The 25,178-nt window shown below is 59.6% G+C and carries 23 protein-coding genes; 13 read left to right on the top strand and 10 right to left on the bottom strand.

Features of this window, described 5'->3' with window-relative positions; all coding sequences use genetic code 11:
• The first annotated feature begins 4 nt into the window (after positions 1 to 4).
• Genes AC0IW7_RS06685 through AC0IW7_RS06715 form a run of 7 tightly spaced genes read left to right on the top strand, consistent with a single transcriptional unit; the run spans position 5 to position 5,335 of the window.
• The gene (locus AC0IW7_RS06685; RefSeq protein WP_471816597.1) at positions 5 to 760 is read left to right on the top strand and encodes a class I SAM-dependent methyltransferase; all 756 of its coding nucleotides are present in this window, start codon (positions 5 to 7) and stop codon (positions 758 to 760) included.
• Positions 757 to 1,248: a DUF3261 domain-containing protein gene (locus AC0IW7_RS06690; RefSeq protein WP_471816598.1), complete on the top strand. Its 492-nt coding sequence runs from the start codon at positions 757 to 759 to the stop codon at positions 1,246 to 1,248. The genes AC0IW7_RS06685 and AC0IW7_RS06690 overlap by 4 nt, the downstream gene beginning before the upstream one ends.
• Positions 1,245 to 2,450 (top strand): beta-ketoacyl-[acyl-carrier-protein] synthase family protein, encoded by a 1,206-nt coding sequence (locus AC0IW7_RS06695; protein WP_471816600.1) that lies wholly within the window; start codon positions 1,245 to 1,247, stop codon positions 2,448 to 2,450. The genes AC0IW7_RS06690 and AC0IW7_RS06695 overlap by 4 nt, the downstream gene beginning before the upstream one ends.
• Positions 2,447 to 2,902, top strand: coding sequence for a hotdog family protein (locus tag AC0IW7_RS06700; RefSeq protein ID WP_471816602.1), 456 nt, complete (start codon positions 2,447 to 2,449; stop codon positions 2,900 to 2,902). The genes AC0IW7_RS06695 and AC0IW7_RS06700 overlap by 4 nt, the downstream gene beginning before the upstream one ends.
• Positions 2,895 to 3,623 carry a 3-ketoacyl-ACP reductase FabG2 gene (gene fabG, locus AC0IW7_RS06705; RefSeq protein WP_463540314.1) on the top strand — a complete coding sequence of 243 codons (729 nt, stop codon included), beginning with the start codon at positions 2,895 to 2,897 and terminating at the stop codon, positions 3,621 to 3,623. Before AC0IW7_RS06700 ends, fabG begins: the two co-directional genes overlap by 8 nt.
• Positions 3,623 to 4,849, top strand: coding sequence for a beta-ketoacyl-ACP synthase (locus AC0IW7_RS06710; RefSeq protein WP_471816604.1), 1,227 nt, complete (start codon positions 3,623 to 3,625; stop codon positions 4,847 to 4,849). The genes fabG and AC0IW7_RS06710 overlap by 1 nt, the downstream gene beginning before the upstream one ends.
• Positions 4,850 to 4,891: 42 nt before the next feature.
• Positions 4,892 to 5,335: an excinuclease gene (locus tag AC0IW7_RS06715; RefSeq protein ID WP_471816606.1), complete on the top strand. Its 444-nt coding sequence runs from the start codon at positions 4,892 to 4,894 to the stop codon at positions 5,333 to 5,335.
• Between the two features lie 100 nt (positions 5,336 to 5,435).
• On the opposite strand, the gene AC0IW7_RS06720 is transcribed toward AC0IW7_RS06715, so the two are convergent.
• Entirely contained in the window at positions 5,436 to 6,359 is a 924-nt protein-coding gene (locus AC0IW7_RS06720) for a LysR family transcriptional regulator (protein ID WP_471816608.1), read from the bottom strand.
• Positions 6,360 to 6,488: 129 nt separating this feature from the next.
• On the opposite strand from AC0IW7_RS06720, the gene AC0IW7_RS06725 reads away from it, so the two are divergent.
• Positions 6,489 to 7,766 carry an MFS transporter gene (locus tag AC0IW7_RS06725; RefSeq protein WP_471816610.1) on the top strand — a complete coding sequence of 426 codons (1,278 nt, stop codon included), beginning with the start codon at positions 6,489 to 6,491 and terminating at the stop codon, positions 7,764 to 7,766.
• A gap of 141 nt (positions 7,767 to 7,907) precedes the next feature.
• On the opposite strand, the gene AC0IW7_RS06730 is transcribed toward AC0IW7_RS06725, so the two are convergent.
• The 3 genes from AC0IW7_RS06730 to AC0IW7_RS06740 form a co-directional block, all read right to left on the bottom strand.
• A complete protein-coding gene (locus AC0IW7_RS06730; protein WP_471816612.1) occupies positions 7,908 to 9,971 on the bottom strand; it encodes an AsmA family protein in 2,064 nt (687 codons plus the stop codon).
• Positions 9,972 to 10,065: 94 nt separating this feature from the next.
• Complete coding sequence (locus AC0IW7_RS06735; RefSeq protein ID WP_471816614.1) at positions 10,066 to 11,151, bottom strand: fatty acid desaturase family protein; 1,086 nt, start codon at positions 11,149 to 11,151, stop codon at positions 10,066 to 10,068.
• Positions 11,152 to 11,161: 10 nt separating this feature from the next.
• Positions 11,162 to 12,247: a ferredoxin reductase gene (locus tag AC0IW7_RS06740; RefSeq protein WP_471816616.1), complete on the bottom strand. Its 1,086-nt coding sequence runs from the start codon at positions 12,245 to 12,247 to the stop codon at positions 11,162 to 11,164.
• Between the two features lie 171 nt (positions 12,248 to 12,418).
• Between AC0IW7_RS06740 and fabR the strand changes: the two genes are divergently transcribed.
• The 5 genes from fabR (at position 12,419) to AC0IW7_RS06765 (ending at position 17,301) form a co-directional block, all read left to right on the top strand.
• A complete protein-coding gene (fabR, locus tag AC0IW7_RS06745) occupies positions 12,419 to 13,048 on the top strand; it encodes an HTH-type transcriptional repressor FabR (protein WP_471816617.1) in 630 nt (209 codons plus the stop codon).
• Positions 13,049 to 13,480: 432 nt separating this feature from the next.
• On the top strand, positions 13,481 to 14,695 hold the full coding sequence (locus tag AC0IW7_RS06750) for a hypothetical protein (protein WP_471816618.1): 1,215 nt from the start codon (positions 13,481 to 13,483) through the stop codon (positions 14,693 to 14,695).
• Between the two features lie 202 nt (positions 14,696 to 14,897).
• Positions 14,898 to 15,290: a hypothetical protein gene (locus AC0IW7_RS06755; RefSeq protein WP_471816620.1), complete on the top strand. Its 393-nt coding sequence runs from the start codon at positions 14,898 to 14,900 to the stop codon at positions 15,288 to 15,290.
• 124 nt (positions 15,291 to 15,414) lie between these two features.
• Positions 15,415 to 16,047, top strand: a complete 633-nt coding sequence (locus AC0IW7_RS06760) for a hypothetical protein (RefSeq protein WP_471816621.1) — start codon at positions 15,415 to 15,417, stop codon at positions 16,045 to 16,047.
• A 75-nt stretch (positions 16,048 to 16,122) separates the two neighbouring features.
• Positions 16,123 to 17,301: a hypothetical protein gene (locus tag AC0IW7_RS06765; protein ID WP_471816622.1), complete on the top strand. Its 1,179-nt coding sequence runs from the start codon at positions 16,123 to 16,125 to the stop codon at positions 17,299 to 17,301.
• A gap of 1,321 nt (positions 17,302 to 18,622) precedes the next feature.
• Here AC0IW7_RS06765 and lhpI read toward each other — a convergent pair.
• The 6 genes from lhpI to AC0IW7_RS06795 all read right to left on the bottom strand — a co-directional run bounded on the left by lhpI (position 18,623) and on the right by AC0IW7_RS06795 (position 24,878).
• Positions 18,623 to 19,561: a bifunctional Delta(1)-pyrroline-2-carboxylate/Delta(1)-piperideine-2-carboxylate reductase gene (gene lhpI, locus AC0IW7_RS06770; RefSeq protein ID WP_471816623.1), complete on the bottom strand. Its 939-nt coding sequence runs from the start codon at positions 19,559 to 19,561 to the stop codon at positions 18,623 to 18,625.
• 152 nt (positions 19,562 to 19,713) lie between these two features.
• On the bottom strand, positions 19,714 to 20,430 hold the full coding sequence (locus tag AC0IW7_RS06775; protein ID WP_463550758.1) for an ABC transporter ATP-binding protein: 717 nt from the start codon (positions 20,428 to 20,430) through the stop codon (positions 19,714 to 19,716).
• The gene (locus tag AC0IW7_RS06780) at positions 20,427 to 21,266 is read right to left on the bottom strand and encodes an ATP-binding cassette domain-containing protein (protein ID WP_471817004.1); all 840 of its coding nucleotides are present in this window, start codon (positions 21,264 to 21,266) and stop codon (positions 20,427 to 20,429) included. The genes AC0IW7_RS06775 and AC0IW7_RS06780 overlap by 4 nt, the downstream gene beginning before the upstream one ends.
• 32 nt (positions 21,267 to 21,298) lie before the next feature.
• Positions 21,299 to 22,579: a high-affinity branched-chain amino acid ABC transporter permease LivM gene (gene livM, locus AC0IW7_RS06785; protein ID WP_122491927.1), complete on the bottom strand. Its 1,281-nt coding sequence runs from the start codon at positions 22,577 to 22,579 to the stop codon at positions 21,299 to 21,301.
• 3 nt (positions 22,580 to 22,582) lie between these two features.
• Positions 22,583 to 23,497 (bottom strand): ABC transporter permease subunit, encoded by a 915-nt coding sequence (locus AC0IW7_RS06790; RefSeq protein WP_122451554.1) that lies wholly within the window; start codon positions 23,495 to 23,497, stop codon positions 22,583 to 22,585.
• A gap of 256 nt (positions 23,498 to 23,753) precedes the next feature.
• Complete coding sequence (locus tag AC0IW7_RS06795; RefSeq protein ID WP_471816624.1) at positions 23,754 to 24,878, bottom strand: branched-chain amino acid ABC transporter substrate-binding protein; 1,125 nt, start codon at positions 24,876 to 24,878, stop codon at positions 23,754 to 23,756.
• Between the last annotated feature and the right edge of the window lie 300 nt (positions 24,879 to 25,178).

Raw genomic sequence — 25,178 nt, forward strand, 5'->3', positions numbered from 1 at the left:
GCCAATGAACGCACCGATCCAGCCGCTGCCGCACAACCCGGCGGGCCACAAATACGTTGAGGAAACCCGCTTCGGTTTCTGGTTCTTGCAGAGCCACGTCTGGCAGCACCACGTGCTGCGCGTGGCAATCGACGACCTCAAGGGTTTGCTCGGCCAGCCGCTGCCCAGCGATGCGGTGTTGCTGGATGCCGGTTGTGGGCAGGGCAAGTCGTTCCGCCTGCTGCAAAACGCGTTTGCGCCGGCGCAGTTGATTGGCCTGGACGCCGACCCGCACAGTCTGACCATGAGCCGTGCCGAGGCCGAGCGTGAAGGGTTGCCGGTGCAGTTGCTGAGCAGCGACTGCGCGTCGATCCAACTGCCGGATGCCAGCGTCGATGTGATTTTCTGCCACCAGACTTTCCACCATTTGGTGGAACAGGAAGCGGCGCTGGCCGAATTCTGGCGCGTGCTTAAACCCGGCGGTTGGCTGCTGTTTGCCGAGTCGACCAAGTACTACATCGACACCTGGGTGATTCGCTGGCTGTTCCGCCACCCCATGCATGTGCAACGCAGCGCCGACGAATACCTGGCGATGCTGCGCGAGCAGGGTTTCGAGTTCGGCCCGCAAAACGTCTCGTACCCGTACCTGTGGTGGAGCCGTTCCGCCGACTTCGGCTTGCTGGAACGCTGGAAGCTGGTGAAGCCCAAAGCCGTGGGCCAGCGCAATGAAACCCTGGTGAACGCCGCCGTGCGCAAACCGCTGGCGAGCCACAACGGATGAAACGCTTTTTCGCGCCCTGGCTGCTTGCCCTGCTGCTGAGCGCCTGTGCTCAGCAGGCGCCGCTGCCAGCGCAAGCGCCGCGTTTGGACTTGCCGCTGCAATTGCATGTGCAGCGTGAACAGGCCGGGCAAACCCAGGACTGGTTTCTGGTGCTGCAACAGGAAGGCCCGGCGCTGCGCTGGTCGTTGATCGACCCCATGGGTATTCCCGTGGCGCGCCAACTGCTGACCGGCAACCAATGGCAGAATGACGGCCTGTTGCCGCCCAACCCTGAGGCGCGCGAGCTGTTTGCTGCCTTGCTGTTTGCCCTGACCCCGGCCGAGCAAGTGTCCGCTTATTACCCCGAGGCGGATTGGCAGCAACAGGCGCAACAACGCCGCCTGATGGAAGCGGGCGCCGCGCGCTGGCGCGTGGATTACCAGCAACCCCTGAATTTTCGGCTCAGCACCCAGACGGGGCTGAGCTACCGCGTCGAGACGTTGCCATGACCGCCTACCTCAATGCCCTGGGCCTGCTGTGCGCCCTGGGCAATGACAAACACCACGTCGCTGAGCGCCTGTTCGCCGGCGACACCGATGGCATGCAGGTGCAAGCCGGCTGGGTGCCTGAGCGCCCGCTGCCCGTGGGCGCGGTCAACGCCGAGCTGCCCGCCATTGCCGGCGCCCACCGCGCCTACCAAACCCGCAACAACCAACTGCTGTTGGCCGCCGCTGAACAAATCGATGTAGACATTCAGCAGGCCATCGCCCGTTACGGCCATGCCCGCATCGGCGTGGTGCTCGGCACCAGCACGTCGGGCATCGACGAAGCGACCCAGAGCATTCGCACGTTCCTGCAAGAAGGCGCATTCCCGGCGGACTACCACTACGGCCAGCAAGAACTCTCGGCGCCGGCAGAATTTCTGGCTGCGCACTATCAACTGGGCGGCCCGACCTACGTCATTTCCACCGCCTGCACCTCCAGCGCCCGCGCCTTGCTCAGCGCCCGTCGCTTGCTGCAAAGCGGCCTGTGCGACGCCGTGCTGTGCGGCGGCGTCGACTCGTTGTGCCAACTGACGCTTAACGGCTTCGGCTCGCTGGAAGCGCTGTCGGATGAACGCTGCAATCCGTTCTCGCGCAACCGGACCGGCATCAATATCGGCGAAGCGGCGGCGTTGTTTCTGATGACCCGCGACGCCGGCGTCGGCACCGAATCCATCGCCCTGCTGGGCGCTGCCGCCAACTGCGACGCTCACCATATTTCCGCTCCCGACCCACAAGGGCGCGGCGCCGAACAGGTGATGCGCCAGGCCCTGGTCAACGCCGGTTTGGGCGCAGACGACATCGCCTACCTGAACCTGCACGGCACCGCCACGCAGCACAACGACGCCATGGAAAGCCTGGCTGTATCGGCAGTGTTCCCCAACGGCGTGCCGTGTTCCTCCAGCAAACCCATGACCGGCCATACCCTTGGCGCGGCCGGCGCGCTGGAAGCCGCCTTCTGCTGGTTGAGCCTGAACGCCAAGCGCCTGCCGCCGCACATTTGGGATGGCCAGCGCGATGAGCAACTGCCCGCCCTTACGTTTACAGACGCCAGCTCAAGTCTGGAACGCCCAGGCCCACAGCGCCTGATGAGCAATTCCTTCGCCTTTGGCGGCAACAACATCAGCTTGATTCTGGGCACCACGCCGACCGCTCAGGTGCGCCCATGAACGTCTGGCCTATCGCTGAGCTGGTGCCCCACGCCGCCGACATGATTCTGGTGGACGAGGTGCTGAGCTTCGCCGAAGAAGACGTGCACACCCGCCTGGTGGTGCGCGCTGGAGGTTTGTTCAGCCAGGCCGACGGTAGCTTGCCGGCGTGGGTCGGCATCGAGCTGATGGCGCAAAGCGTGGCGGCGTTTGCCGGCTGCCAGGCGCGTCAGGCCGGCCTGCCGGTGGAACTGGGTTTCCTGCTCGGCACGCGCAATTACCAGTGCAACGTCGAGGCCTTTCCCCTCGGCGCCGAACTGCACATTCACGCCCTGCGCTCGCTGCAAGACGACAACGGCATGGGCGTTTTCGAATGCAACCTGACCGGCCCGGGCATTCACGCCCACGCGCGCCTCAATGTTTTCCGCCCGCCCCACGTGGCCAGCTATCTGGAAGAACCTGCACATGACTGACACCATTCTCGTCACCGGCTCCAGCCGTGGCATCGGCCGCGCCATCGCCTTGCGCCTGGCCCGCGCCGGCTTCGACTTGGTGCTGCATTGCCGCAGTGGCCGCGCCGAAGCAGAAGCCGTGCAGGCGGAAATCGTCGCCCTCGGCCAGCAGGCACGCATTCTGCAGTTCGACGTGGCCGAGCGCGCCGCGTGCCGGGAAATTCTCGAGGCGGATGTTGAGGCCCACGGCGCCTATTACGGCGTGGTGTGCAATGCCGGCCTGACCCGCGACGGCGCCTTTCCGGCCTTGAGCGAAGAGGACTGGGACGTGGTGCTGCGCACCAATCTGGACGGTTTCTACAACATCCTGCACCCGTTGGTCATGCCGATGGTTCGCCGACGCAAACCGGGACGTATTGTCTGCATCACCTCGGTGTCCGGCATGATCGGCAACCGTGGCCAGGTCAACTACAGCGCCTCGAAAGCCGGCGTGATCGGCGCGGCGAAAGCACTGGCGGTCGAACTGGGCAAGCGCAAAATTACCGTCAACTGCGTGGCCCCCGGTTTGATCGACACGGCCATGCTCGATGACGATCTGCCGATTGAAGAAATGATGAAGATGATCCCCGCCCAGCGCATGGGCACCCCGGAAGAAGTGGCTGGCGCGGTGAATTTCCTGATGTCGGACGAAGCCGCCTACATCACCCGCCAAGTGCTCGCGGTCAATGGAGGCCTGTGCTGATGAAACGCGTGGTAGTTACCGGCATGGCCGGCATCACATCCCTTGGCAGTGACTGGGCCAGCATCGAAGCCAACTTCAGCGCCAACAAAAGCGGCATTCGCCGTATGCACGAGTGGGATCGCTTCGCCGAATTGAATACCCGTCTGGCCGGGCCCATCGACGATTTCGTGGTGCCGAAAACCTGGAACCGCAAACAGCTGCGCAGCATGGGCCGGGTGTCGCGCCTGGTGGTGCTGGCCGCTGAAAAAGCGCTGGGCAATGCCGGCCTGCTCGACGACGAAAGCATTCGCGACGGCCGCATGGGCGTGGCGTGCGGCTCGTCTACCGGCAGCACCGAGGAAATCAAAGCGTTCGGCAATATGCTGCTCAACTCGGTGGCCGACGGCCTCAACGCCAACTCGTACATCCGCATGATGCCGCACACCACGGCGGCCAATATCAGCATTTTCTTCGGCCTCAAAGGCCGCCTGATTCCCACGTCCAGCGCCTGCACCAGCGGCAGCCAAGGTATTGGCTATGCCTACGAGGCCATCAAGTTCGGCCGTCTGCCGATGATGCTGGCCGGCGGCGCCGAAGAACTCTGCCCCACCGAAGCCATGGTGTTCGACGCGCTGTACGCCACCAGCCTGAAGAACGACGCACCGCACACCTCGCCGCGTCCGTATGACAGCGGCCGCGACGGCCTGGTGATCGGCGAAGGCGCCGGCATGTTGGTGCTGGAAGAACTGGAGCACGCCAAAGCCCGTGGTGCGACGATCTATGCCGAAATCGTTGGCTTCGGCTGCAACGCCGACGGCCAGCACGCCACCAAGCCGGAACAGGTGACCATGCGCGGCGCCATGGAACTGGCTCTGCAAGACGCTGGTTTGGAGCCGCACGCCATCGGCTACGTGAACGGCCACGGCACCGCCACCGAGCAAGGCGACATCGCCGAAACCCACGCCACCGCCAGCCTGTTCGGCTCGGGCATGGCCATCAGCTCGCAAAAAAGCTACCTGGGTCACACCTTGGGCGCGTGTGGGGCACTGGAGTCGTGGTTCAGCATCGAAATGCTCAACAGCGACCGTTATATCCACACCCTGAACCTGGACAACATCGACCCGCAGTGCGCGGACCTCGACTACCTGCGCGGCGAGCCGCGGCAGATGAACAATGAATTCGTGATGAACAACAATTTCGCCTTCGGTGGGGTCAATACCTCGCTGATCTTCCGCCGCTGGCGCTGACAGAACCGACCGACCTACCCCACCGCCGTCAAGGAGACGACTATGCACTTGAAAAGCCTCACCGCCGCAGCCCTGCTTCTGGCCGCTGTTCCCGGCATCAGCCAGGCGCGCGACACCACGCACTACTTGCCACTGGAAAGCGCCATCGCCCAGGCGACCGCTGCCGGCAAGCTGGATGGCTCGGTAAAGTTCTACATGGCAGGGCAGAAGCCCGCTGGCAAAGTGAACGTGATCAACCCACAGATCACCACCAACCAGAAGACTAACGCTTTCAACAAGTCTGACGAAGAAGCCTGCGCCTGGGCCATGCAATCGGCCATCATCAAACTGGCCAACGCCGCCAAGGCAGCCGGCGCCAATGCGGTGATCGAAATCGCCAGCAACTACAAAGGCGTTGAGTACAAAAACCCGCAGAACTACGAATGCCACGCTGGCGCCATCATGGCCGGCGTTGCGTTGAAAGCGCAGTTGGCTTCGGTTAAGTAAGCCCCCGTGTCACGGCTGAAAAGCCGTGACACGCTTTTGCGCGTCGGCGCTCGGCTTGAGATTCGGGATCGAGAATCTCGGATGAGTCTTTGGTCGTCAGTCAGACCTCTCCAAATCGTCGGTCGGCCTGCAACGCGGCCGCCCCCCGCGTCACCTGCTCAACAAAGGCCAAGGCCAGCGGCGCCTGCTGATCTTTGCGCACCACCAGCCACACCGCACTGGTAGCGCCCTCGTCGAGCAACGTCCGATACACCACGCCATCCACCCGCGTGCGCCGGAACGATGCCGGCAACATCGACACCCCCAACCCTGCTGACACCAAGCCGATGATGGTCATGGCCTCACTCGCCTCCTGGGCGATGCGTGGGCTGAACCCGGCATTGCGCGCCAGGCCGATCAGTTGGTCATACAGGCCGGTGCCGTAGCTGCGGGGAAAAAACACAAAGGGTTCATCGGCCAGCGCGGCAATGGAAATGCCGTCGTCATTGCCCTGTGCCAACGGATGGTCCGCGCGCAGCACGGCCACCAGCGGATCGCGGAAGAGTTCGACGGCGGTGATGGTGTCCGGCAAGGCAAATGGCCGAATCACGCCGACCTGCACGGTCTCCTCCAACAGCGCCTCGATCACCACGCGGCTGCTCATTTCCCGCAGGCTCAGGTGCACGTCCGGGTGGGCCTGGCGGAACGCGAGGATGCTGCGCGGGATGGTCGAGGTGAAGGGCGCCGACGCGGTAAAGCCCACATTCAGCTCGCCGATTTCGCCCTGCTGAGCGCGGCGGGCGATCTGCGTGGCCTTTTCGACATGGGCGAGAATCTGTCGGGTCTCGTCGAGGAACAGCCGCCCTGCTTCGGTCAGTTCCACCCGACGGTTGGTGCGCTCAAACAGTCGGGCGCCGATCTCCTCTTCAAGCGCTTGAATCTGCTGGCTAAGCGGCGGCTGGGAAATGCCCAACTGCTCGGCCGCGCGGCCGAAATGCAGCTCTTCGGCAACCGCGACGAAGTAGCGTAAGTGGCGCAATTCCATGGGCAGTCTCCGCAGACGATTAGGTCGAAAAACAGATCAAACGACACGAACAATATATTGGAGATAATAAAGCCCGATTACTATTCTGTGCGCACTGCTTCTCGAACCCTGTTGTTTCACGAGGTCTGTGTGCGCCCTTCCGCTTCCCCCACTGTGCTCGAAGCCGCTCGCGATGCGGCGGCCGACGTAACGAGCACGGTCGAACAAACCGAAGCCTTTATCGAAAAAGGCACGCCGCAATTTGTCCGCACGTCGCTGGCCTTGTTTGCCGGTGGTTTCGCCACCTTTGCCTTGCTGTACAGCGTGCAGCCGTTGATGCCGGTGCTGTCTGCCGAGTTTGACCTTAACGCGGCGCAGAGCAGCCTGGTGCTGTCGATCTCAACCATCATGATGGCCATCGGGCTGCTCATCACCGGGCCGATTTCCGACGCCCTGGGGCGCAAGCAGATCATGGTGATTTCCCTGCTGTCGGCCGCCCTCTTCACCCTGGCCAGCGCGTGCATGCCGACTTGGCACGGCGTGCTGCTGATGCGCGGGTTGCTCGGTTTGTCACTGAGTGGCCTGGCGGCGGTGGGCATGACCTACTTGAGCGAAGAAATTCACCCGCGCTTCATCGGCTTGTCGATGGGCTTGTACATCGGTGGCAACGCCATTGGCGGCATGGGCGGGCGATTGATCGCAGGGGTGATGGTCGACTTCGTTAACTGGCGCGTCGCCATTGGTTCGCTAGGCGCCCTGTCGCTGTTCGGCGCCCTGCTGTTCTGGCGCATCTTGCCGGAGTCCAAACACTTTCGCGCCACGCCGCTGAACCTGAAAAACCTACTGGGCAACTACGCCATGCACCTGCGCGACGCTGGGCTGCCGTGGCTGTTTCTTGAGGCGTTTCTGTTGATGGGCGCGTTCGTGACGCTGTTCAACTACATCGGCTACCGGCTGCTGGGCGAGCCGTACCACATGAGCCAGGCGGTGGTCGGCTTGCTCTCGGTGGTGTACCTCTCGGGCATCTATAGCTCGGCGTGGGTCGGTTCGCTGGCCGACAAACTCGGGCGCCGCAAAGTGCTGTGGGCGGTGATCGTGCTGATGTTCGCCGGCTTGCTGCTTACCTTACTGCCGCAGGTGCCGGTGATCGTCGTCGGCATGTTGCTGTTCACCTTCGGCTTCTTCGGCGCCCACTCGGTGGCGAGCAGTTGGATTGGCCGGCGCGCGTTCGCGGCCAAGGGGCAGGCCTCGTCCATGTACCTGTTCTGCTACTACCTGGGCTCGAGCGTGGCCGGCACAGTGGGTGGCGTGTTCTGGCACCACTTTGGCTGGTTGGGCGTTGGTGTGTTTATCGGCGCGCTGCTGGTGGGCGCGCTGGCGGTGTCGGTGCGTTTGGCACGGTTGCCAGTGTTGCCGGGGAATGCCTAAAGGCCGACCCTCTCCCCCGGCCCCTCTCCCGCGAGCGGGAGAGGGGAGCCCGAAAATCCGGTTTTGCTCGATCAGCCCCCTCTCCCGCCTGCGGGAGAGGGTTGGGGAGAGGGGCTTTTTTTGCGCCAGTCAGTCAATCGCTTACAACTTCCCAGCCTTCATCTTCTCCAGCAGCGGCGCGCATTCATTCACCTGATCGCCACCGCCGCTCGGCACAACCAACGCCACCAACCCGGCCACCGGCGCAACGATAGCGCCCAATGCCAACATGCCTGCGCCACGGGCTAGCAGCGGCACGGTTTTCACCCCAGCGTTGGGACTTTTGAACGGCCCGTTTACGTACAACGGCGAACGCAGGGAAATAATGCGCACGCCTTTGGATTGCGGGTCGATGGTCAGGTCCAGTTGTTCGGTCTTGAAGTTGGCGGTGCCATCGACATGGATCAGCGCGTTCTCGGTGTCGAACACCACCAGGCGCGTGGTCAGCAGGCCGTCCTTGACGCCGGTGTCGGCAGCGGCGCAATTGATGCGCACGTCTTTGTCGCCGAACAGTTTGCCGACCACGTAATTGCCGACATTCAAGCCCGCCAGTTCCATCAGCTCGCGGCTGACGGCGCCGTCGTTGATCAACATGCGTACATCGCCGTTGGCCGTGCCCAGCAAGGCCGCCACGGAGTTGCCGGCGCCGCTGATATCGACGTCGCCTTGCAGCGCGCCGAAGCTGGTTTGCAGCGGTGCGAAGGTGGGAAACAGCTCTTTGAGTTTGAAGTTGCGCGCGCTCAGCTTCGCCTTGCCTTGCATCGGCGTCTGGCTGCCGTCGAGGCGGATGGTGGCGTTCAATTGGCCACCCGCCACGCCGAAGCGCAGGGGTTCCAGGCTGAGGGTGCCGTCGTTGAGCAGCACGTGCGCGTTGAGGTCGGTGAAGGGCAGTTTTTCGCTGTGGACGATGCGCTTGCCGGTGAAGTTGACGTCGGCGTCCATGTCGCGCCAGCGCGCGGTGCGGAATTCTTCCACGGGCAGCACTTTGTCGCTCGGCTGCTTGCTGGTGACGCCTCGGGCTTTCTGCTCGGATTTGGAATCCGCGCCAATCAGCGGCGCCAGGTCGGCGAACCGCAATTGGTTGGAGGTTAAGGCGCCGCTGAGTTTGGGCCGTGGCTGACCGGCGACGTAGCTGAGGTCGCCGTGGATGTCGCTGTCGCCAATCGAGCCGTTGAACTGTTCGTAGTGAAACTGCATGCCGGCAGGGTCGCGCAGCTGCGCGCGCAAGTGCCCGTCGGTGGCAAACGGCGGCGTGTCCGGCAGGGTCACGCCCGTGAGCGGATACAGGTTGCCGAGGCTGGTGCCGGCCAGTTGCAGACGCAGGTCGAGCGCGCCGAAATTTTTCGGGTCGGTGAGCGTGCCGGCCAAGGCGATTTTGGTCGCCCCGATTTGCACGTTGGCTTGCACCGGGAATGGCTGGCGGCTGTCTTGCAACGCCAGCAATCCGCCGACCTTGCCGGAGCCATTGAGTGGCTGGCCTTTGTACTGGCCCTTGAGCGTCCAACCAAAGGCGTAGTCCTGCGGTTTCGCCTCGGGCTGCGCGGCGTTGTCGGTGCCTTGCTTGTTGACGATATCGCTGAACGGCACGGGCTTGCCCAACGGGTCGATCACCAATTGCACCTGGGTTTTCAGGCTCTGATCGTTCACCTCAACCTGGCCCTTGTCGAAGCCTATGGCGCCGATGTCGACCACCCACGGCGACTCCGATGGCGGCTCGTTGGGGTCGCTGGGTTTTAAGGTGAAGGTCCAGTTGTTGCGCCCGTCGGCGAGGCGCTCAAGGCTGGCCGTGGGGCCGGTCAGATCAATGCGCGGAATACTCACGGTGCGCCACAGCAACGGCAGCGGAGCGAGGCGAAACTCCACGCGCTGCAGGCTGACCATCTGCGGCGCCTTGGCCCACTCAGAGTTGCCCAGCGTAATGTCTTCAGCAGAAACGTGCGGCCACGGCAGCCAAGCGCGCCATCCGCCTTCTTCCGGCTCCCTCGCCCACACCACCGCAAGGTTGCCGTTAATCGCGAACGGTCGGCCCAGCTGTTCGCTGACGGTGTCGTTGAGGCGCGGCTTTATGCGGTTCCAGTCGAAGGTGGCGATTATCACCAGCGCAATGGCAATTACCGCGAAGAAAATAGCCAAAAACCACAGCAACACTTTACGGGCCAACGTCATCCCTACCACTCCATAAACCGCAGCCCGTGGCGAACTGCGGGGGGCCGTCTTATAGAGGTATCGACGGTTTGATGGCGAAATGATTCAACCGCCGTTAGGTCGGTTGCGCGCCGAGGCCGTTGGGTTTGCGGTAAATCCAGATGCGCCGCAGCACCGTGGCGAACTGCGCGGCTAGGCTGCCGCAGTTGTAGGTTTGGCCGTAGCGCCGGGCGATTTCGCGCACCTCGACGGCCATGGCGGCGTAACGTCGGGCCGGCACGTCGGGGTACAGGTGGTGCTCGATCTGGTGGCTGAGGTTGCCGCTGAGAATGTGGAACAGCTTGCCACCTTTGAGGTTGCTCGAGCCTTGCAGCTGACGCAGATACCAGTGGCCGCGGCTTTCGTTTTCCACCACCTCTCGCGGGAAAACCGCCGCTCGCTCGGTGAAATGCCCGCAGAAAATAATCAAAAAGGTCCACAGATTGCGCAGCAGGTTCGCCACGGCATTCCCAGCCAGTACCGCCAGGGCATTGGAACCGATCAGCGCGGCCAACGCAGGAAAGAACAGATAGTCCTTGAACCACTGGCGTCCGATTTTGCCGGTGAATACGCGAAGCAAAGGTCGCAACTCGTCGCGGCTCATCTTGCCTTTGTAGACTTTATCCAACCGCAGGTGCTGCACCGCCACGGAATATTGGAACAGCAGCGCTTGCAACGTCACCCACAGCGGCTGCCAGCGGTAGAACGGCTTCCAGCGTTGTTCTGGGAACAGGCGGACCACGCCGTAACCAATATCGTCGTCCATGCCCAGCACGTTGGTGTAGGTGTGGTGGATATGGTTGTGGGTGTGGCGCCAGAAGTCAGATGGGCCGGCGATATCCCATTCGTAGGTGCGGCCACTGAATTCGGGGTCGTTCATCCAGTCGTACTGGCCGTGCATCACGTTATGGCCCAGCTCCATGTTTTCCAGAATCTTGCCCAGCCCCAGCAACAGCGTGCCGAGCAGCCAGGTGGGCGGAAACCAACCAAGCAACAACAGGCCGCGCCCGGCGGCGGTGCACAGGCGAATAACGTTGCGCAGGCGGCGGATGTAGCGGGCATCGACGGCGCCCAGGTCGGCCCGCGTGCGCCGGCCGAGGTCGTCGAGCTCAGCGGCGAAGGCGGCCAGCTCGCTATCGGTTAACAGTCGATCAGTGCGCATGGCGCTCTCCTTAAATATCCACAACCACGTCGCCCATGGGCACGCTGACGCACAGGCGAATCGCCTGCCCCGGCTCGCTCAGCAGCGCTCCACTGCGCTGGTCGCGCACCGTGCCGCTGAGCAGCAGGCAGGTGCAGCTGGCGCAAATGCCCTGCCGGCAGCCGTGCGCGGGACGCAGCCCGGCAGCTTCGGCCTGTTGCAGCAGCGAGGTAGCGGTGTTGCCGAGCACGTCTTGCTGCGCACGGGCGAAACGCATAAGCACGGGGCGGTGGCGGGTGTTGCTGTTCAGTTCGGGCGGGCTAAACGATTCGGCTTGCAGCGGCGTTTCTGCTGCCGTGCTGCTCCACCATTCATTCACCGCGTTCACAAACCCGAACGGGCCGCACGTGAGTACATCGCTCGCGGCAAAGGCGTGCACATGAGCAGGCGAAAAGCGCCCCGCCTCGGTGGTCAACATCGGTCGCACGCGCAAATTCTGGTAGCGCTGCTGCAGCGCTTGCAGCTCGCCGGCGAACGCGTGCTGGCCGGCGTCGCGCACGTAGTGAAAAAACTCCACCGGCGCGCCAAAGCCTTTGTCCAGCGCGTTACGCAACAGGCCCAGCAGTGGCGTCAGACCGCTGCCCGCCGCCAGCAACAGCACGGCTTGCGCCTGATGCGGCCAGGTCAGCTCGCCGGACGGCTCGCCGAGCTCCACCGCGTCGCCGATGGCCAGATGGTCAAGCAGGCGGTTCGACAGCCGCCCGCCAGGCTGGCGTTTGACTGCGATCTCCACGCTGCCGTCTGCCATCACTGCCGAGAGGCTGTAGCTGCGGCTCAGGCGTACGCCGTTCACTTCCAGGTACACCTGAATGTGCTGGCCGGGCTTGGCGCCACGCCAGTTGCCGTTCGGTTGCAAGGTCAGGGCGAGCATGTCGTCAGCCACCCAGCGCCTGCTCACCAAGCGGGAGAAGACGCGGTTCAATCGCCATGCCGGATGCAGCTGCGCCAACACGGCATCGACGCTGGCCTCGCGCAGCCAACCACCCGCGACCAACGCACGCAGCGGCGCCAACAGGCGAGCGCTGCGACGCGCAACGACAAAAGGAATTAGGGTCATGGACTTACCTGAGAAAAGAGCTTTGAGTGCACAAGCGTGCACCAAACTGCCAGAGTGACGAATCTCAGTCAACAGTCGTGCACTGAACGAGCGGATGGCCGCCTCGTTCGACGCCACGTAAATGCTTTTGCTAGAGTGCGCGGCACACCACCGCAGGGAACCGCGCCACGCATGTCACCTCGTGCCGAACAGAAGCAGCAGACGCGCCAAGCGCTCTTGGATGCCGCGCGGTTCCTGATGGAAAGCGGCCGTGGCTTCGGCAGCCTGAGCCTGCGCGAAGTGGCCCGGCACGCGGGTATCGTGCCCACCGGCTTCTACCGGCACTTCAGCGATATGGATGAACTGGGCCTGGCGTTGGTAACCGAGGTGGGCGAAACCTTCCGCGAAGCCATCCGCCAGGTGCGCCACAACGAGATGCAAATGGGCGGCGTCATCGACGCCTCGGTGCGCATCTTTCTCACCAATGTCGAAGCCAACCGCTCGCAGTTCCTGTTTCTGGCCCGCGAGCAGTACGGTGGCTCGAAGAACGTGCGCCAAGCCATCAGTGCACTGCGCGAAGGCATCACCGCCGACCTGGTCAGCGACTTGGGCCATATGCCCAAACTCCCGCATCTGGACGAAGCCGCGCACGCGGTGATTGCCGACCTCGTGGTGAAAACGGTATTCGCCACCCTGCCCGAGCTTATCGACCCGTTGGCATCAGAAGTCCCCGAACACCTCACCCCGCAGGCCAAGATGACGCAGCAATTGCGCTTCATCTTCATTGGCTCGAAACACTGGCAAGGCCTGGGCAGCGTCTAACCCGTGTTGCGAAGCGACTTAAACCGTCTGTAAAAAATCAGGTGGATAAGTGCCGCAGGAAAAATGCGATTAACTTCAACTGAATTATCTCAAGAACCTAGAGAAGTTAAGTCACAAACCGCCTAGTCGCGAACTAAACAAGCGCCCCGCTATAGTCGCCGCCCTATCTACGTTGTAAAAAATGACGCTGTTTCTTGCGGGAAAGTTCCGACCGCCCCGATATCGTATTGATCAGCAAAAATGTTAAGAGCAACCTGCGCAACCTACATGACTTGATCAAATTAAATTGTCCGCGCCGACATTCCACTGGCTGAATTAACTAATTAATTAAAGTTTAATTCATTACACCGCAGCACCCAATGAAACTGCATGCACAGGATATCAATAATACTGGTCATCGGCAGGCAGAGCGGAAACGCAGGAGCCAACACAATGTTAAAAATAACCATGAGTTCAATAGCCCTGTCGCTCTGTTTGGCGACTATAATCGGTTCTTCAGCTCACGCTGCTGAGTGCATCTCCGTTGCAGGACAAAAGCTGGATCCCGCGCAAATATATGACCCCCGACATCAATGCGGAACGTGCGCCGGCCAACTCGAAAAACCCCAGCTCTGCGCAACCATCAATCGAATCATGGTGCCCCACTGGATTGCGACGTCGGACCTGATTGCCGTTCCCCACCGAGGACTGTGGGGACGTCCTTTGGGCCGCGGCGCGGCAGAAAACACCCTGGCAGCTGCACAGGCCGCATTTGATGCGGGATACCGTGTGATGGAATTCGACGCAAGCGTACTGGATCCGGAAAAACTCATTAATAACGAGTTCTTCATTGGTCGATATTCGACCTCCATCGCGACTGGCGAGCGTACTAAAAAGCGGCTCGCCGATCACTCCAACGACGAACTTCAGAAGCTTTATATGCGCACCCGAGACCAAGCAGTAAGCCATGAGGCCGGCAATCGCTTGTTACTGGGGGACGATTTATTGAAGTGGGCGATGGAACGGCAAGTATTACTTATTATCGATCCCAACGCAGGTGGCGACCAGGTTTTCGCCGCGGTGCTCAACCGCGCGTACATAATGGGCGGTCTGGCCAACATCGTATTGAAGGTGAACACCTCGGGAGGAGGAAACTACGCAAAAAGACTAAAGTTCTCTGTGGGAAGCAGAACTAACTACCCATTCCGGGCATATGAAGGGCAATTTCTTTGGATTCCCGTTGTTAACGAAACGCCAACGCTCGACAAAATGGGTGCCGAAATAGGGCTCGCCAGTTGGCACAGGGAGACAAATCAATCCAAAGAGGTTCTTGCTTATCTAATTAACCTGTACAGCCATGATCACTGGAGCACCGAACATTATTCAGCGTCCCTAACGCCAGAACCAGGGCCGACCTGGAAAAATCTTATAGACCGTATCGGGAATTTAACCCCAGAAGGAAAACGAGCGGCCATCTGGTCAAGGGATGCGATGGGTGACAAAGGCAGGCTTGGCACTCAATACACATGGAACTTCATCACTAACTCCGCCACCGATACTCGCGGAAATCCATACCGCAATCTTAGCTATGACTTCAGCGAACATTTAATGGTGATCACTGACAGACCGGAGTGGTACGAAGAGATACTGTCAGGTGACCCGCGTTAGCTCACTATATTTATCGCGCTACGCGCACCCGCCGAATAATAACTTAAACGCTATCGCTTTCGGCACACGCCGCCCTTGAACCGAACAGCTCCTTCGAACTTCCCAAACAGCCGTACGGCTTCGCATCATTTCGCTTACAGAAACTCAGAGATACGCAAGCAGCCTTGGCGAAAACTTTTAATTAACGTTGTGGAGAGACCTGATGAACACAATGCCGCCCAAGAAACTCATAGTCGCCGGCCTGATTTCATGCTGCCTGTTACTGCCCAATCTGGCGTATGCGGGCAAACAATGCGGGGGACCCGGCTATGTAAAATCTGTCGTTCAGAATCACTGGGCATTCAGAGATTCAAATATCATCGGCATAACGGTTTTGCATGACGATGGTGTAATGCGCAACTACTACTCCTTTCAAAATAGCGACGCCGGCAACCATGCAGGTACACGTACGCTATTGCAATTAGCTACTTCGGCTTTCCTGTCGCAAGCGCGCGTCTACGTTACCGTAGCTCAAGAATGTAGTTATACCTATAAAGAAGCGGACGGGCGTACCTGGGTTACTCGCTGGAATGGCTTATGGTTAGAAAATAAATAACACCCATAAGCTGCAACCTATACCAATAGCTCGTCACTTAACCGAAAGCAGTTCGAAGTGCGGCCGCCGCATAGGCGCCGCATCGAACGGCGTTACGAAAACCCAAGGTTCAAAGGAGGCACCGGTGAATATCGTCAAACTGTGTGGATTGGCTTTACTGGTAGCAGCACAACTCGTGCAGCCCGTCTTCGCCTATCAGTCAAAGGTGCAGACGAGGTCTTACGCCAGCAAACTTCCGTCAGACGACCTTATAGTTGTTGAAGTACGCAACCTTTCCGGTAAGGACGTGCAATGGTTCAAAACTGCACAGACAGGTGGTGACTTCCAGATCAGAATGATTGACTACTCCGTCGCGATTGGCAGATCCCCACTAGAGTTCCACGGTATCAAGCCCCGCGTTCACTTATTAGAGTCTCTCGATAAACTGCATGACCTGAAAGTAGGCCAACAAGGGCAAACCTACAGCATGAGGGCGTTCTTCAACGAGGATTTCATCTGGATTGAAGTGCAACCCAGCGGTAGCAACACAGCGCCGGTCAGAAGTTCTTACCTCATGACGGGATCAGATGCAGGAACTTATAACTATTATCAACGTTACGAAGTTCCGGGCACCCAGTATGCAAATCAAAAAGAATTAGTAGCCGACATCAGAGATAACTACGCATACCCGTACGACCCAGACTTTATAGGTTTCATCCAATACCCGGAAGCCGGGCGCAAGGCGGTACTTTCCAATTTATTGATGACCGTTGATTGAGTGAGTGGGCGATCGAACCAGCCGATAACGAACTGGTTCGTTAGCGCTTCGCTGATGACATTGAGACCGGGCCTTATGAAAACATTTCCTTTAGCACTTGCTGCATCGATTCTGCTGTGCTTCCTGTCCGGCCCGCTATTGGCGGAGAGTTGTGTAGCCGTAGCGGGACAGCAAATTGATCCCAGCCTCATCTATGACAAACGTCACCAGTGTGGCACCTGCGCAGGGCAGCGCGCCAAACCACTGCTCTGCGGGGCGATCAACAGAATGATGGTGCCGTACTGGTCCTCCGCAGCGGATATTGTCGGGATTCCAGAACACGGGTACTGGGGAAGCCCCGCTGCGAAAAATGCTCCCGAGGGAACCCTTAAAGCGGCAAAAGCGGCCTTGAGCGCCGGTTATCGAATCATGCGGTTCCAGGTCTTCTTTACCGGCCCCGATGCAGCAGGGCAAATTCAGCTACTCACCGGGCGCCACGTATCGATGAAGGCATACGGCGGCCTCGCTAACAAATACGTATGGGATTACCCGCCTGAGGTGCTAACAACATTTCATATGCGCAAACGAGATCAGTCGCTGAGTTTTGAAAAGGATGAAAGCCTCATCCTGTTTGCGGATCTTCTTAAATGGGCGGTAGACAACGAGGTTTTATTGCTTGTCGAGCCTACTACCAGCTTAGCCATGGTGCGAATACTGGAACAGGCACGATCAACCGGGGCATTAGCTCATATCGCTTTAAAGCCGGAATATGCAGACTATTTTAAGACGAAGGACGCGCTGGACGGCTATCTGCCCAATCTTTATTCGTCATACGAAGGTCAATTTTTATGGCAACCGCCTGTCAATGCTTCGGCAACAAAAAGTTGGGAAGATACACGTAGAGGAATCAAAACGTGGCACAAACATACCAATGACTCCAAACAAGTATTGGCCTATCAGGGCTACCTATATAGCGACACGCACTGGAGTACGATGCCGTTAACGGATGAGGGTCAAAGCTACGGCAATCTCATTGAGTATATAAAGGAACTTACTCCTCTAGGTAAACGCACCAGCATGTGGACCTTGGAAGCAATGGGGGATAAAGGCTGGTTACATAAAGAGTACATATGGGACGTATTAGCTAACTCCCCTGGCGATACTCGCGGCAACCCTTGGCGCAACCTGAGTTACAAGTTTGCCACACACCTGGCCATTATTAGCGACCGTCCGGAGTGGTATGAAAACATGACTGAAAACCCATACCCGCAGTAGCCCGTAGGCGCCGATGCGCTTAGCTGGGAGATCGCGAAGGCCGTTCGACGTACTGCCGTTGTTAAACCCAGGCGCAGTATTTGTGCGGGCAGTTTGATCTGGTTTAAAAACGTACAGTTCTGCGCAGCCCGCGCCAGGTAAGGCTCAAGCTCAGTCGCACCCAGCTTATCCACAAGTCAATCCACAGCAAGACGGGATAACTTCTCCACAGGCGCGTATCAATTTTCCGTAAATCATTGAAAAGACGCCAATATCGGTTGACAGAGCCTGTGCATAACTGGGCGCATCAGCGTTTTCGCTGACGTGCTCAATTAACGTACAAATCCCGCTACACTCCGTTACAGCTGGGCCCTAGCAATCGCTCCCACGCTTATCCACAGCACTGCCCACAGAGATTGGGGGAAACTCGACATCTCTGTCAGGTCGCCGCGAATAGGTGAATAACTGACTGTTTTCCCGAAATAAATTCTCCTGATCAAAAAACAGCCAACTTTCCGCAAGCCCCGTGAAATGGCGCTCCTTGCTACCTTTACCCATCTTATCCACAGAACCCCCCACAGCTTTTGGGGACAGTATTCGCCCAGCGCCGAAAGGGCTGTGGACAAATGCGCGAAAACCTCTTGATTTTTGCCTCTGTTGTTGCCTCCTATTCACAGTTGAGCAGAAGCACTGTACATATCCACAGCGCGACGAAACAAATCGGCGAGCTACTGCACCGAGGGCCTGAAAGCCAGGTAAATCGCTGTTTTGAGGGAATAAATTGTAGCGGTCAAAAAATCTACAATTGCCGCGAGCCCTTGCGATTTCACGCTAAGGCCGACCTTTCCCCATTTTGCCCACAGAATTATCCACAGGTTTTGGGGACAGTTAATTCACTTATTCCCGAGGCCTTCAAATTACGCAGGAAAGCGCAAGGCTTTTTCGTCCGTCCACAGCCAAAAATTGGGCGGTGCGTAAAATCAGGGGCGCGGTGTTGAAACAGCTTGCCGATGGGCTGTGGATATGCCGTAAAGGGCGTTTCGGTAGGATTGATCAATAACTGCGCAAAGCGCTGGAAGGCCCGCACCGACTGGCTTTAGCGAATCGCTCCCGCGCTTATCCACAGCAATGCCCACAGTTGTTGGGGGAAGTTGAAGGAAATGCCGACGGGGATTTGTCACACCGCTAAACCCGCGCTAAGGCCTTGTTTTACCGTCGAAATTGGCTAAACAAGTGCTGCTGTACAAAAAACCCGCAGAACTCCCCAGAGCCCACGTAGCGGGGCTCCGTGCCACCTTTACCCACCTTATCCACAGAACGCCCCACAGCTTTTGGGGACAGTTCAGCCGGTTGGCTGTTGAGCCAATAGCGTCTTGGCGGCAATCAGGTCTTCCAAGGCAAAACCCACGGATTTGAACAGGGTGATTTCGTCTGCGTTCATGCGCTGGCCACGACCATTGAGCAAATCCCGCAGTTCCACGGCAATCACTTGCTCGCTGATGGCTCCGTCGGCCAGGGCGAATAGCAGATCGCCCGCCTCTTCCAACGCGCCCTCACGGGTGTCGACCACGATCCGCGCCCTACCCACGGCAGCCGAGTCGGTTTCGCGCATGCTCGGCAGAAAGGCGCCGACCAAGTCCAAATGCGTTCCCGGTTTTAGCCATGTGCCCAGCACCAGCGGTTCGCGCGAGGTGGTGATGCAGGTGATGCTGTCGGCCTGCTCGACGCTGGCTTGCAGGTTGCGGCTGGCGGAGACGGGGAAGCCCTCGCCTTGCAGCTGCGCGACCAGGGGTGCCAGCTTCTCCGGGCTGCGGCCCCAGATTTCGATGTGGCGATAAGGCCGCACGCAGCAATGGGCGCGCACCATATGCGCGGCCAGGGTGCCGCTGCCGACGATCAGCAATCGCTCGGCGTCGTTGCGTACCAAATAGTCGGCCGCCAACGCCGAGGTACACGCGGTGCGGCGGGCGGTCATTTCGGAGGCTTCCAACAAGGCCAGCGGCTGCCCGGTTTCGTCGTCGAACAAGGTGAACACCGCCGCAACCGAGGGCAGTTTGCGGGCGCTGTTGTGGGGGAACACGGTGACCAGCTTGACGCCAATGCCCTGCCCTTTTTGCCACACCGGCATGTGTAACAGGCTGGCGTCGTGCGGCAGGGCGTGACAGTCGCGCACGGGCGCCTCGCAGGCAACGGCCAGGCCGGTGCGCAGGGCTTCGATCAGCGGGGCGTAATCCAGCGCGCGAGCGACGTCGGCGTTGGTGAAGAAACGGAGGGTGTGCATGTGACGGTGCTCCTGGTGCCCTTGTGTGGACGCTAAGAGCTCGCGGCTAAAGCCGCTCCTACAGATTTTGTGGAGGGGCTTTAACCGCGATGCAGGCGACGCTGCAAAGGGCAGTATCGAGATTCAAAAAGCGCCTCAGAAGAGGCGCGCTATCAGTGCCCGCCCAAATAGGCGTTGCGCACGTCTTCGTTACCCAGCAGTTCCTGGCCGGTGCCAGTCATGCGGATTTCGCCGTTGACCATCACGTAACCACGGTCCGACAAACGCAGGGCGTGGTTGGCGTTCTGTTCCACCAGAAAGATGGTCATGCCGGTTTTCGCCAGTTCCTTAAGGGTGGCGAAAATGTGCTTAACCACAATCGGCGCCAGGCCAAGACTCGGTTCGTCCAGCAACAACAACTTCGGCCGGCTCATCAGTGCCCGGGCGATGGCGAGCATTTGCTGCTCGCCGCCGGACATGGTCATGGCGCGCTGGTTGCGCCGCTCCAGCAACCGCGGGAACAGGTCGAACATGCGCTGCATGTCTTCGTCGGCATGCTTGGCACCAATCGGAATGGTGCCCATCAGCAGGTTCTCTTCCACGCTCATGTCGGGAAACACCCGGCGTCCTTCCGGCGATTGCGCGATGCCGTTGGATGCCACGAAGTGCGAGGACTTGTCGGTGATGTCGATACCGCCATAAACGATGCTGCCACCGGTGGCGCGCGGCTGGCCGAAGATCGACATCAGCAGCGTGGATTTACCCGCGCCATTGGCGCCGATCAGGCTCACCGTTTCCCCTTCGTTGATGTGCAGATTGACCTTCTTCAGCGCCTGAATCGGCCCGTAGAACACGTCGACGTCTTTGAATTCGAGGATCGGCTTGCTCATGCCACTTCCTCTTCGTCGGCGCCCAGGTAGGCGGCAATCACTTTCGGGTTGTTGCGGATTTCTTCCGGGTTGCCCTCGGCGATCAGCGCGCCGTGGTCGAGCACGATGATGTGATCGGAAATACTCATAACCATGCCCATGTCGTGTTCGATCAGAAGAACGGTGATCTGGTGCTCTTCGCGCAAGCGCCGAATGATGCCGCTCAGGGCTTCGGTTTCGGCCGGGTTGAGGCCGGCGGCCGGCTCGTCGAGGCAGACGATTTCCGGGCGCGTGCACATGGCGCGGGCGATTTCCAGACGGCGCTGTTGGCCGTAGGAAAGCTCGCCGGCCAGGCGGTTGGCGCAGTCGACCAGGTCGACCAATTCCAGCCAGTAGAACGCGGTGTCCAGGGCCTTTTCTTCGGCGCGGCGGTAGCCGGGCGTGTTGAGTACGCCGGCGATCATGCTGCGGTTAACCCACATGTGTTGGGCCACCAGAAGGTTTTCCACGACGGACATTTCTTTAAACAGGCGAATGTTCTGGAACGTCCGGGCAAGGCCGGCGCGGTTGACCAAGTGGGTGCCGCCGAACATTTTGTAGAACAGCCGGCTGGCAAATTTCGGCGGCGACACGAAGTCGGTGACCTGGAACGGTTCGCCCATGATTTTGCCCACGCTGGTGAGCTTGGCTTGGGCGTCCAAAGTGATCTGGCCGTCGGTGGCTTTGTAGAAACCGGTGAGGCAGTTGAACACCGTGGTTTTGCCGGCGCCGTTGGGGCCGATCAGCGCGGAAATGGTGCCGCGCTGAATGTTGAAGCTCACATCGTTCAGGGCTTTGATGCCGCCGAACTGCATCATCAGATGCTCGACCGAGAGAATGATGTCGTTGCTCACGGCTTCACTCCTTTACGAATCGCGTAACCGTTGCGGCTGATACGCACCAAGCCGCGTGGACGCCAGATCATCATCAGCACCATGAGGATGCCGAACATCAATACCCGGTACTCGGCGAAGCTGCGCAACAGCTCAGGCGCCACTGTGAGTACGAACGCAGCAATCACCACGCCCAGGGTCGAGCCGAGGCCGCCAAGCACGATGATCGCCAGGATCAACGCCGACTCGAAGAAGGTGAAGGACGAGGGGTCGATAAAGCCCTGCTTGGTGGCGAAGAACACGCCAGCCAGACCGGCAATGGACGCACCGATCATAAAGGCCGAAAGCTTGACCAGTACGTGGTTCAGGCCCATGGCGCGGCAGGCGATTTCGTCTTCGCGCAAGGCTTCCCAGGCGCGGCCGACCGGCATGTGGGTCAGGCGGTGTTTCACGTACAGCACGGCCATTACTACGATGAACAGCACCACGAAGGTGAAGATCAGTTCGGCGTTGGGGTTGTAGCTCACGCCCAGCCATTCATGGATTGGCACATGACCTTCTTCCTTGGCGCGGCGGCCGAATTCGAGACCGAACAGGGTCGGGCCAGGAATTGGAATGCCGTTCGGGCCGTTGGTGAGCGACACCCAGTTGTTGAGCACCAGACGAATGATTTCACCAAACCCCAGGGTCACGATGGCGAGGTAGTCGCCGTGCATTCGTAACACCGGGAAGCCGAGTAACGCGCCGGCAAATGCGGCGAGCAGCATCGACAACGGGATCATGGTCCAGAAGCCCAGCCCCAGGTATTCGTAACCCAGGCCCAGGCCGTACGCGCCGATGGCGTAGAAGCCGACGAAGCCCAGATCGAGCAGGCCCGCCAGGCCGACCACGATGTTCAGGCCCAAGCCCAATAGCACGTAGATCAAGCCGAGGATGACCACCGAGAGCAGGTACTTGTTGGCGAAAAACGGGAAGCAGATCGCCAGCAGAATCAGCACCGGAATCACAAAACGCAGCGTCGATTTATGCCCGGCCGGCAGCACATGCACGCCGCTGTCGCGGTTCTGCATGGAGTGAGCAATTTTCTTTCCCTGCGGGGTTTGCAGGAACAGGCTGAGGCAGAAACGCCCCGCCATCACGATGCCCACCAGAATCGCCAGACGCTGCGGATGCAGGTCAAAGCTGTAGCCCTGCAGCACAATGCCGACGATAGGGCCGAACACGATCAGGGAAATAAGGCCAGCGAGAACGGTGTCGATCAGGCAGCGCTTGATATCAATAGAGTTGCTTGCCGACATGGCTTACACCTTCGCCACATGGGGTTTACCCATGAGCCCTTGCGGTCGAAAAATCAGGATCAGAACCAGCAGCGAAAACGAGAACACGTCCTTGAAGTCCGAGTTCACCAGGCCCGCGAACTGCGCTTCAGCCACACCGAGAATCAGGCCACCGAGCATGGCGCCGGGCAGCGAGCCGATGCCGCCGAGTACCGCTGCGGTAAAGGCTTTGATGCCGATGATGAAGCCGGCGTAGAAGTCGAAGGTGCCGTAGTTCATGGTGATCAACATGCCGGCCAGGGCCGCCATCGAAGCGCCGATCACGAACACGTAAGAGATCACCCGGTCGGTGTTGATACCGAGGATGGAAGCCATCTTGCGGTCTTGCTGGGTGGCGCGGCACATGCGTCCGAGCTTGGTGTTCTGAATGATGTAAGTCAGCACGCCCATGCCCACCAGCGACACGACGATGATGAACAGTTTGGTGTAGGTCAGCTGAACGTAGCCGGTGCCCACATGGAACTTGATGACCCCTTCCAGCAGGGTCGGAACGCCTTGCTGACGCGCGCCTTGGGAAACCTGCACGTAGTTCTGCAGGATCAGCGACATGCCGATGGCGGAAATCAGCGGAGCCAGCCGCGTGGAGTTACGCAGCGGTTTGTAGGCAATGCGCTCGATGGTCCAGCCGTACACGCCGGTCACCACGATGGTGAACACCAGTGTGCCGAGGATCAGGAACGGAAAGGATTCGAGACCGAAAAAGGTCAGCACCGCCAGGCCGATGGCCGTGAGGTAGGCAGAGACCATGTACACGTCGCCGTGGGCGAAGTTGATCATGCCGATGATGCCGTAAACCATGGTGTAACCGATGGCAATCAGTCCGTAGACCGACCCCAGGGTTAACCCGTTGATCAGTTGTTGCAGGAAAATACCGTCCATTGACGCAGTCTCGTCTGTTGGGGTCAGGGCCTGGGGTTCGGCCTGCCGCCTCTAGTGATAGACGGGTACTGCTGCCCAAGGCGGCCCACAATTGGCCGCACTTGCAAGACACCCAGCAGTGCCCAGAAGCACTAACCGCCCGGGTACTTGTAGTACCAGAGCGGTTAGCCGAGTCAGTGGTCTGTACGGTTAAAGCGCACGTCGCGGTTCGCCAGGCGAAGCCGCAGGGTCCGATTACTCATACAAACCACCGGTCTTACTGCTGGTGGTATTTGCCTTTGTCATCCCACTCGTACATCACGTAGTCGGACACTTTCAGGTCGCCTTTCTTATCCCACTCTTTGGAGCCCATAACGGTTTTCACCGGGTTGGACTTCAGCCAGGCGCTGGCCTTGGCGCCGTCGGTGCCTTTGATGCCAGTGAAGGCGGCAGCGATGGACTGCATGGCAGCGTAGGAATACAGGGTGTAGCCCTCAGGCTCGTAACCGGCGGCGCGGAATTTCTCGATAACCGGCTTGCCGTCAGCGATATTGCGCGGGTCGGCGCCGAAGGTCATCAGCACGCCTTTGGTGTATTGCGCACCGCCTGCGGTGGTGACGAGTTCGTCGGTCACGATGCCGTCGCCGGAGATGAACAGTGCGGTCGAACCTTGTTCACGCAGCTGACGAACCAGTGGACCCGCTTCAGCGTGCAGGCCACCGAAGTACACCACTTCAGCGCCCGAGGAACGGATTTTGGTGACCAGGGCGTTGAAGTCTTTCTCGCCACGGGTCAGGCCTTCGTACAGCACTTCTTTCACGCCGCGCTTGGTCAGCTGGGCTTTGGTGGCGTCTGCCAGACCTTGGCCGTAGGTGTCTTTGTCGTGAATGATCGCGACTTTGGTCAGCTTCAGTTTGTCGACGATGTAGTCGCCGGCCACTACGCCCTGCTGGTCGTCACGACCGCAAATACGGAATTCGCCGGTCAGACCGCGCTCGGTCACCGTTGGGTTGGTGGAAGCTGGAGTAATGGAAATGATGCCGGCTTCGTCATAAACCTCGGAAGCTGGAATGGTCGACGAGGAGCAGAAGTGGCCGATTACGGCGACTGCTTTGTCCGAGTCCACCAGACGGTTGGCAACCGCTACGGCCTGTTTCGGCTCGCAAGCGTCGTCGCCTTTAACCAGTTTGATTTGCTCGCCATTGATACCGCCTGCGGCGTTGATATCGGCCGCTGCCTGCTCGGCGCCCTTCCACAGTTGCTCACCAAATGCAGCATTACCACCGGTCATCGGACCGGCTACGCCGATAACGATATCGGCAAAAGCAATGGAAGACAGGCTCATAGCACTGGCTACCGCGAACGCCAGAATACCTTTCTTAAAAGTTTTCTTGTGAGGCATGGAGTTTTGCTCCTGAGGGGTTATGTGAAGGCGCTGAGGAAAGAGCAAGCGGCGTGCCACACACTTTTTAATTCGCGAAAAAAACTCGAAAGGTTTTCCCAACGGCTGCGAAAGGCTCTACATCCGGAGGGTGCAACCCATGAAAACCTCAAGGTGCAACCCATTGAAAAAATTAAGAGCAACCTAACGATCGGACAAGAGCAACCAAGCACCCCAATCGGGGCAACTCGTCGTAACTGTACTTGTCACCGAAGTGCACACCGCTGGTGCGCGAAATGCGGGCACGCGCACCAATACAGG

The organism is Pseudomonas sp. AC229 (assembly GCF_979254655.1).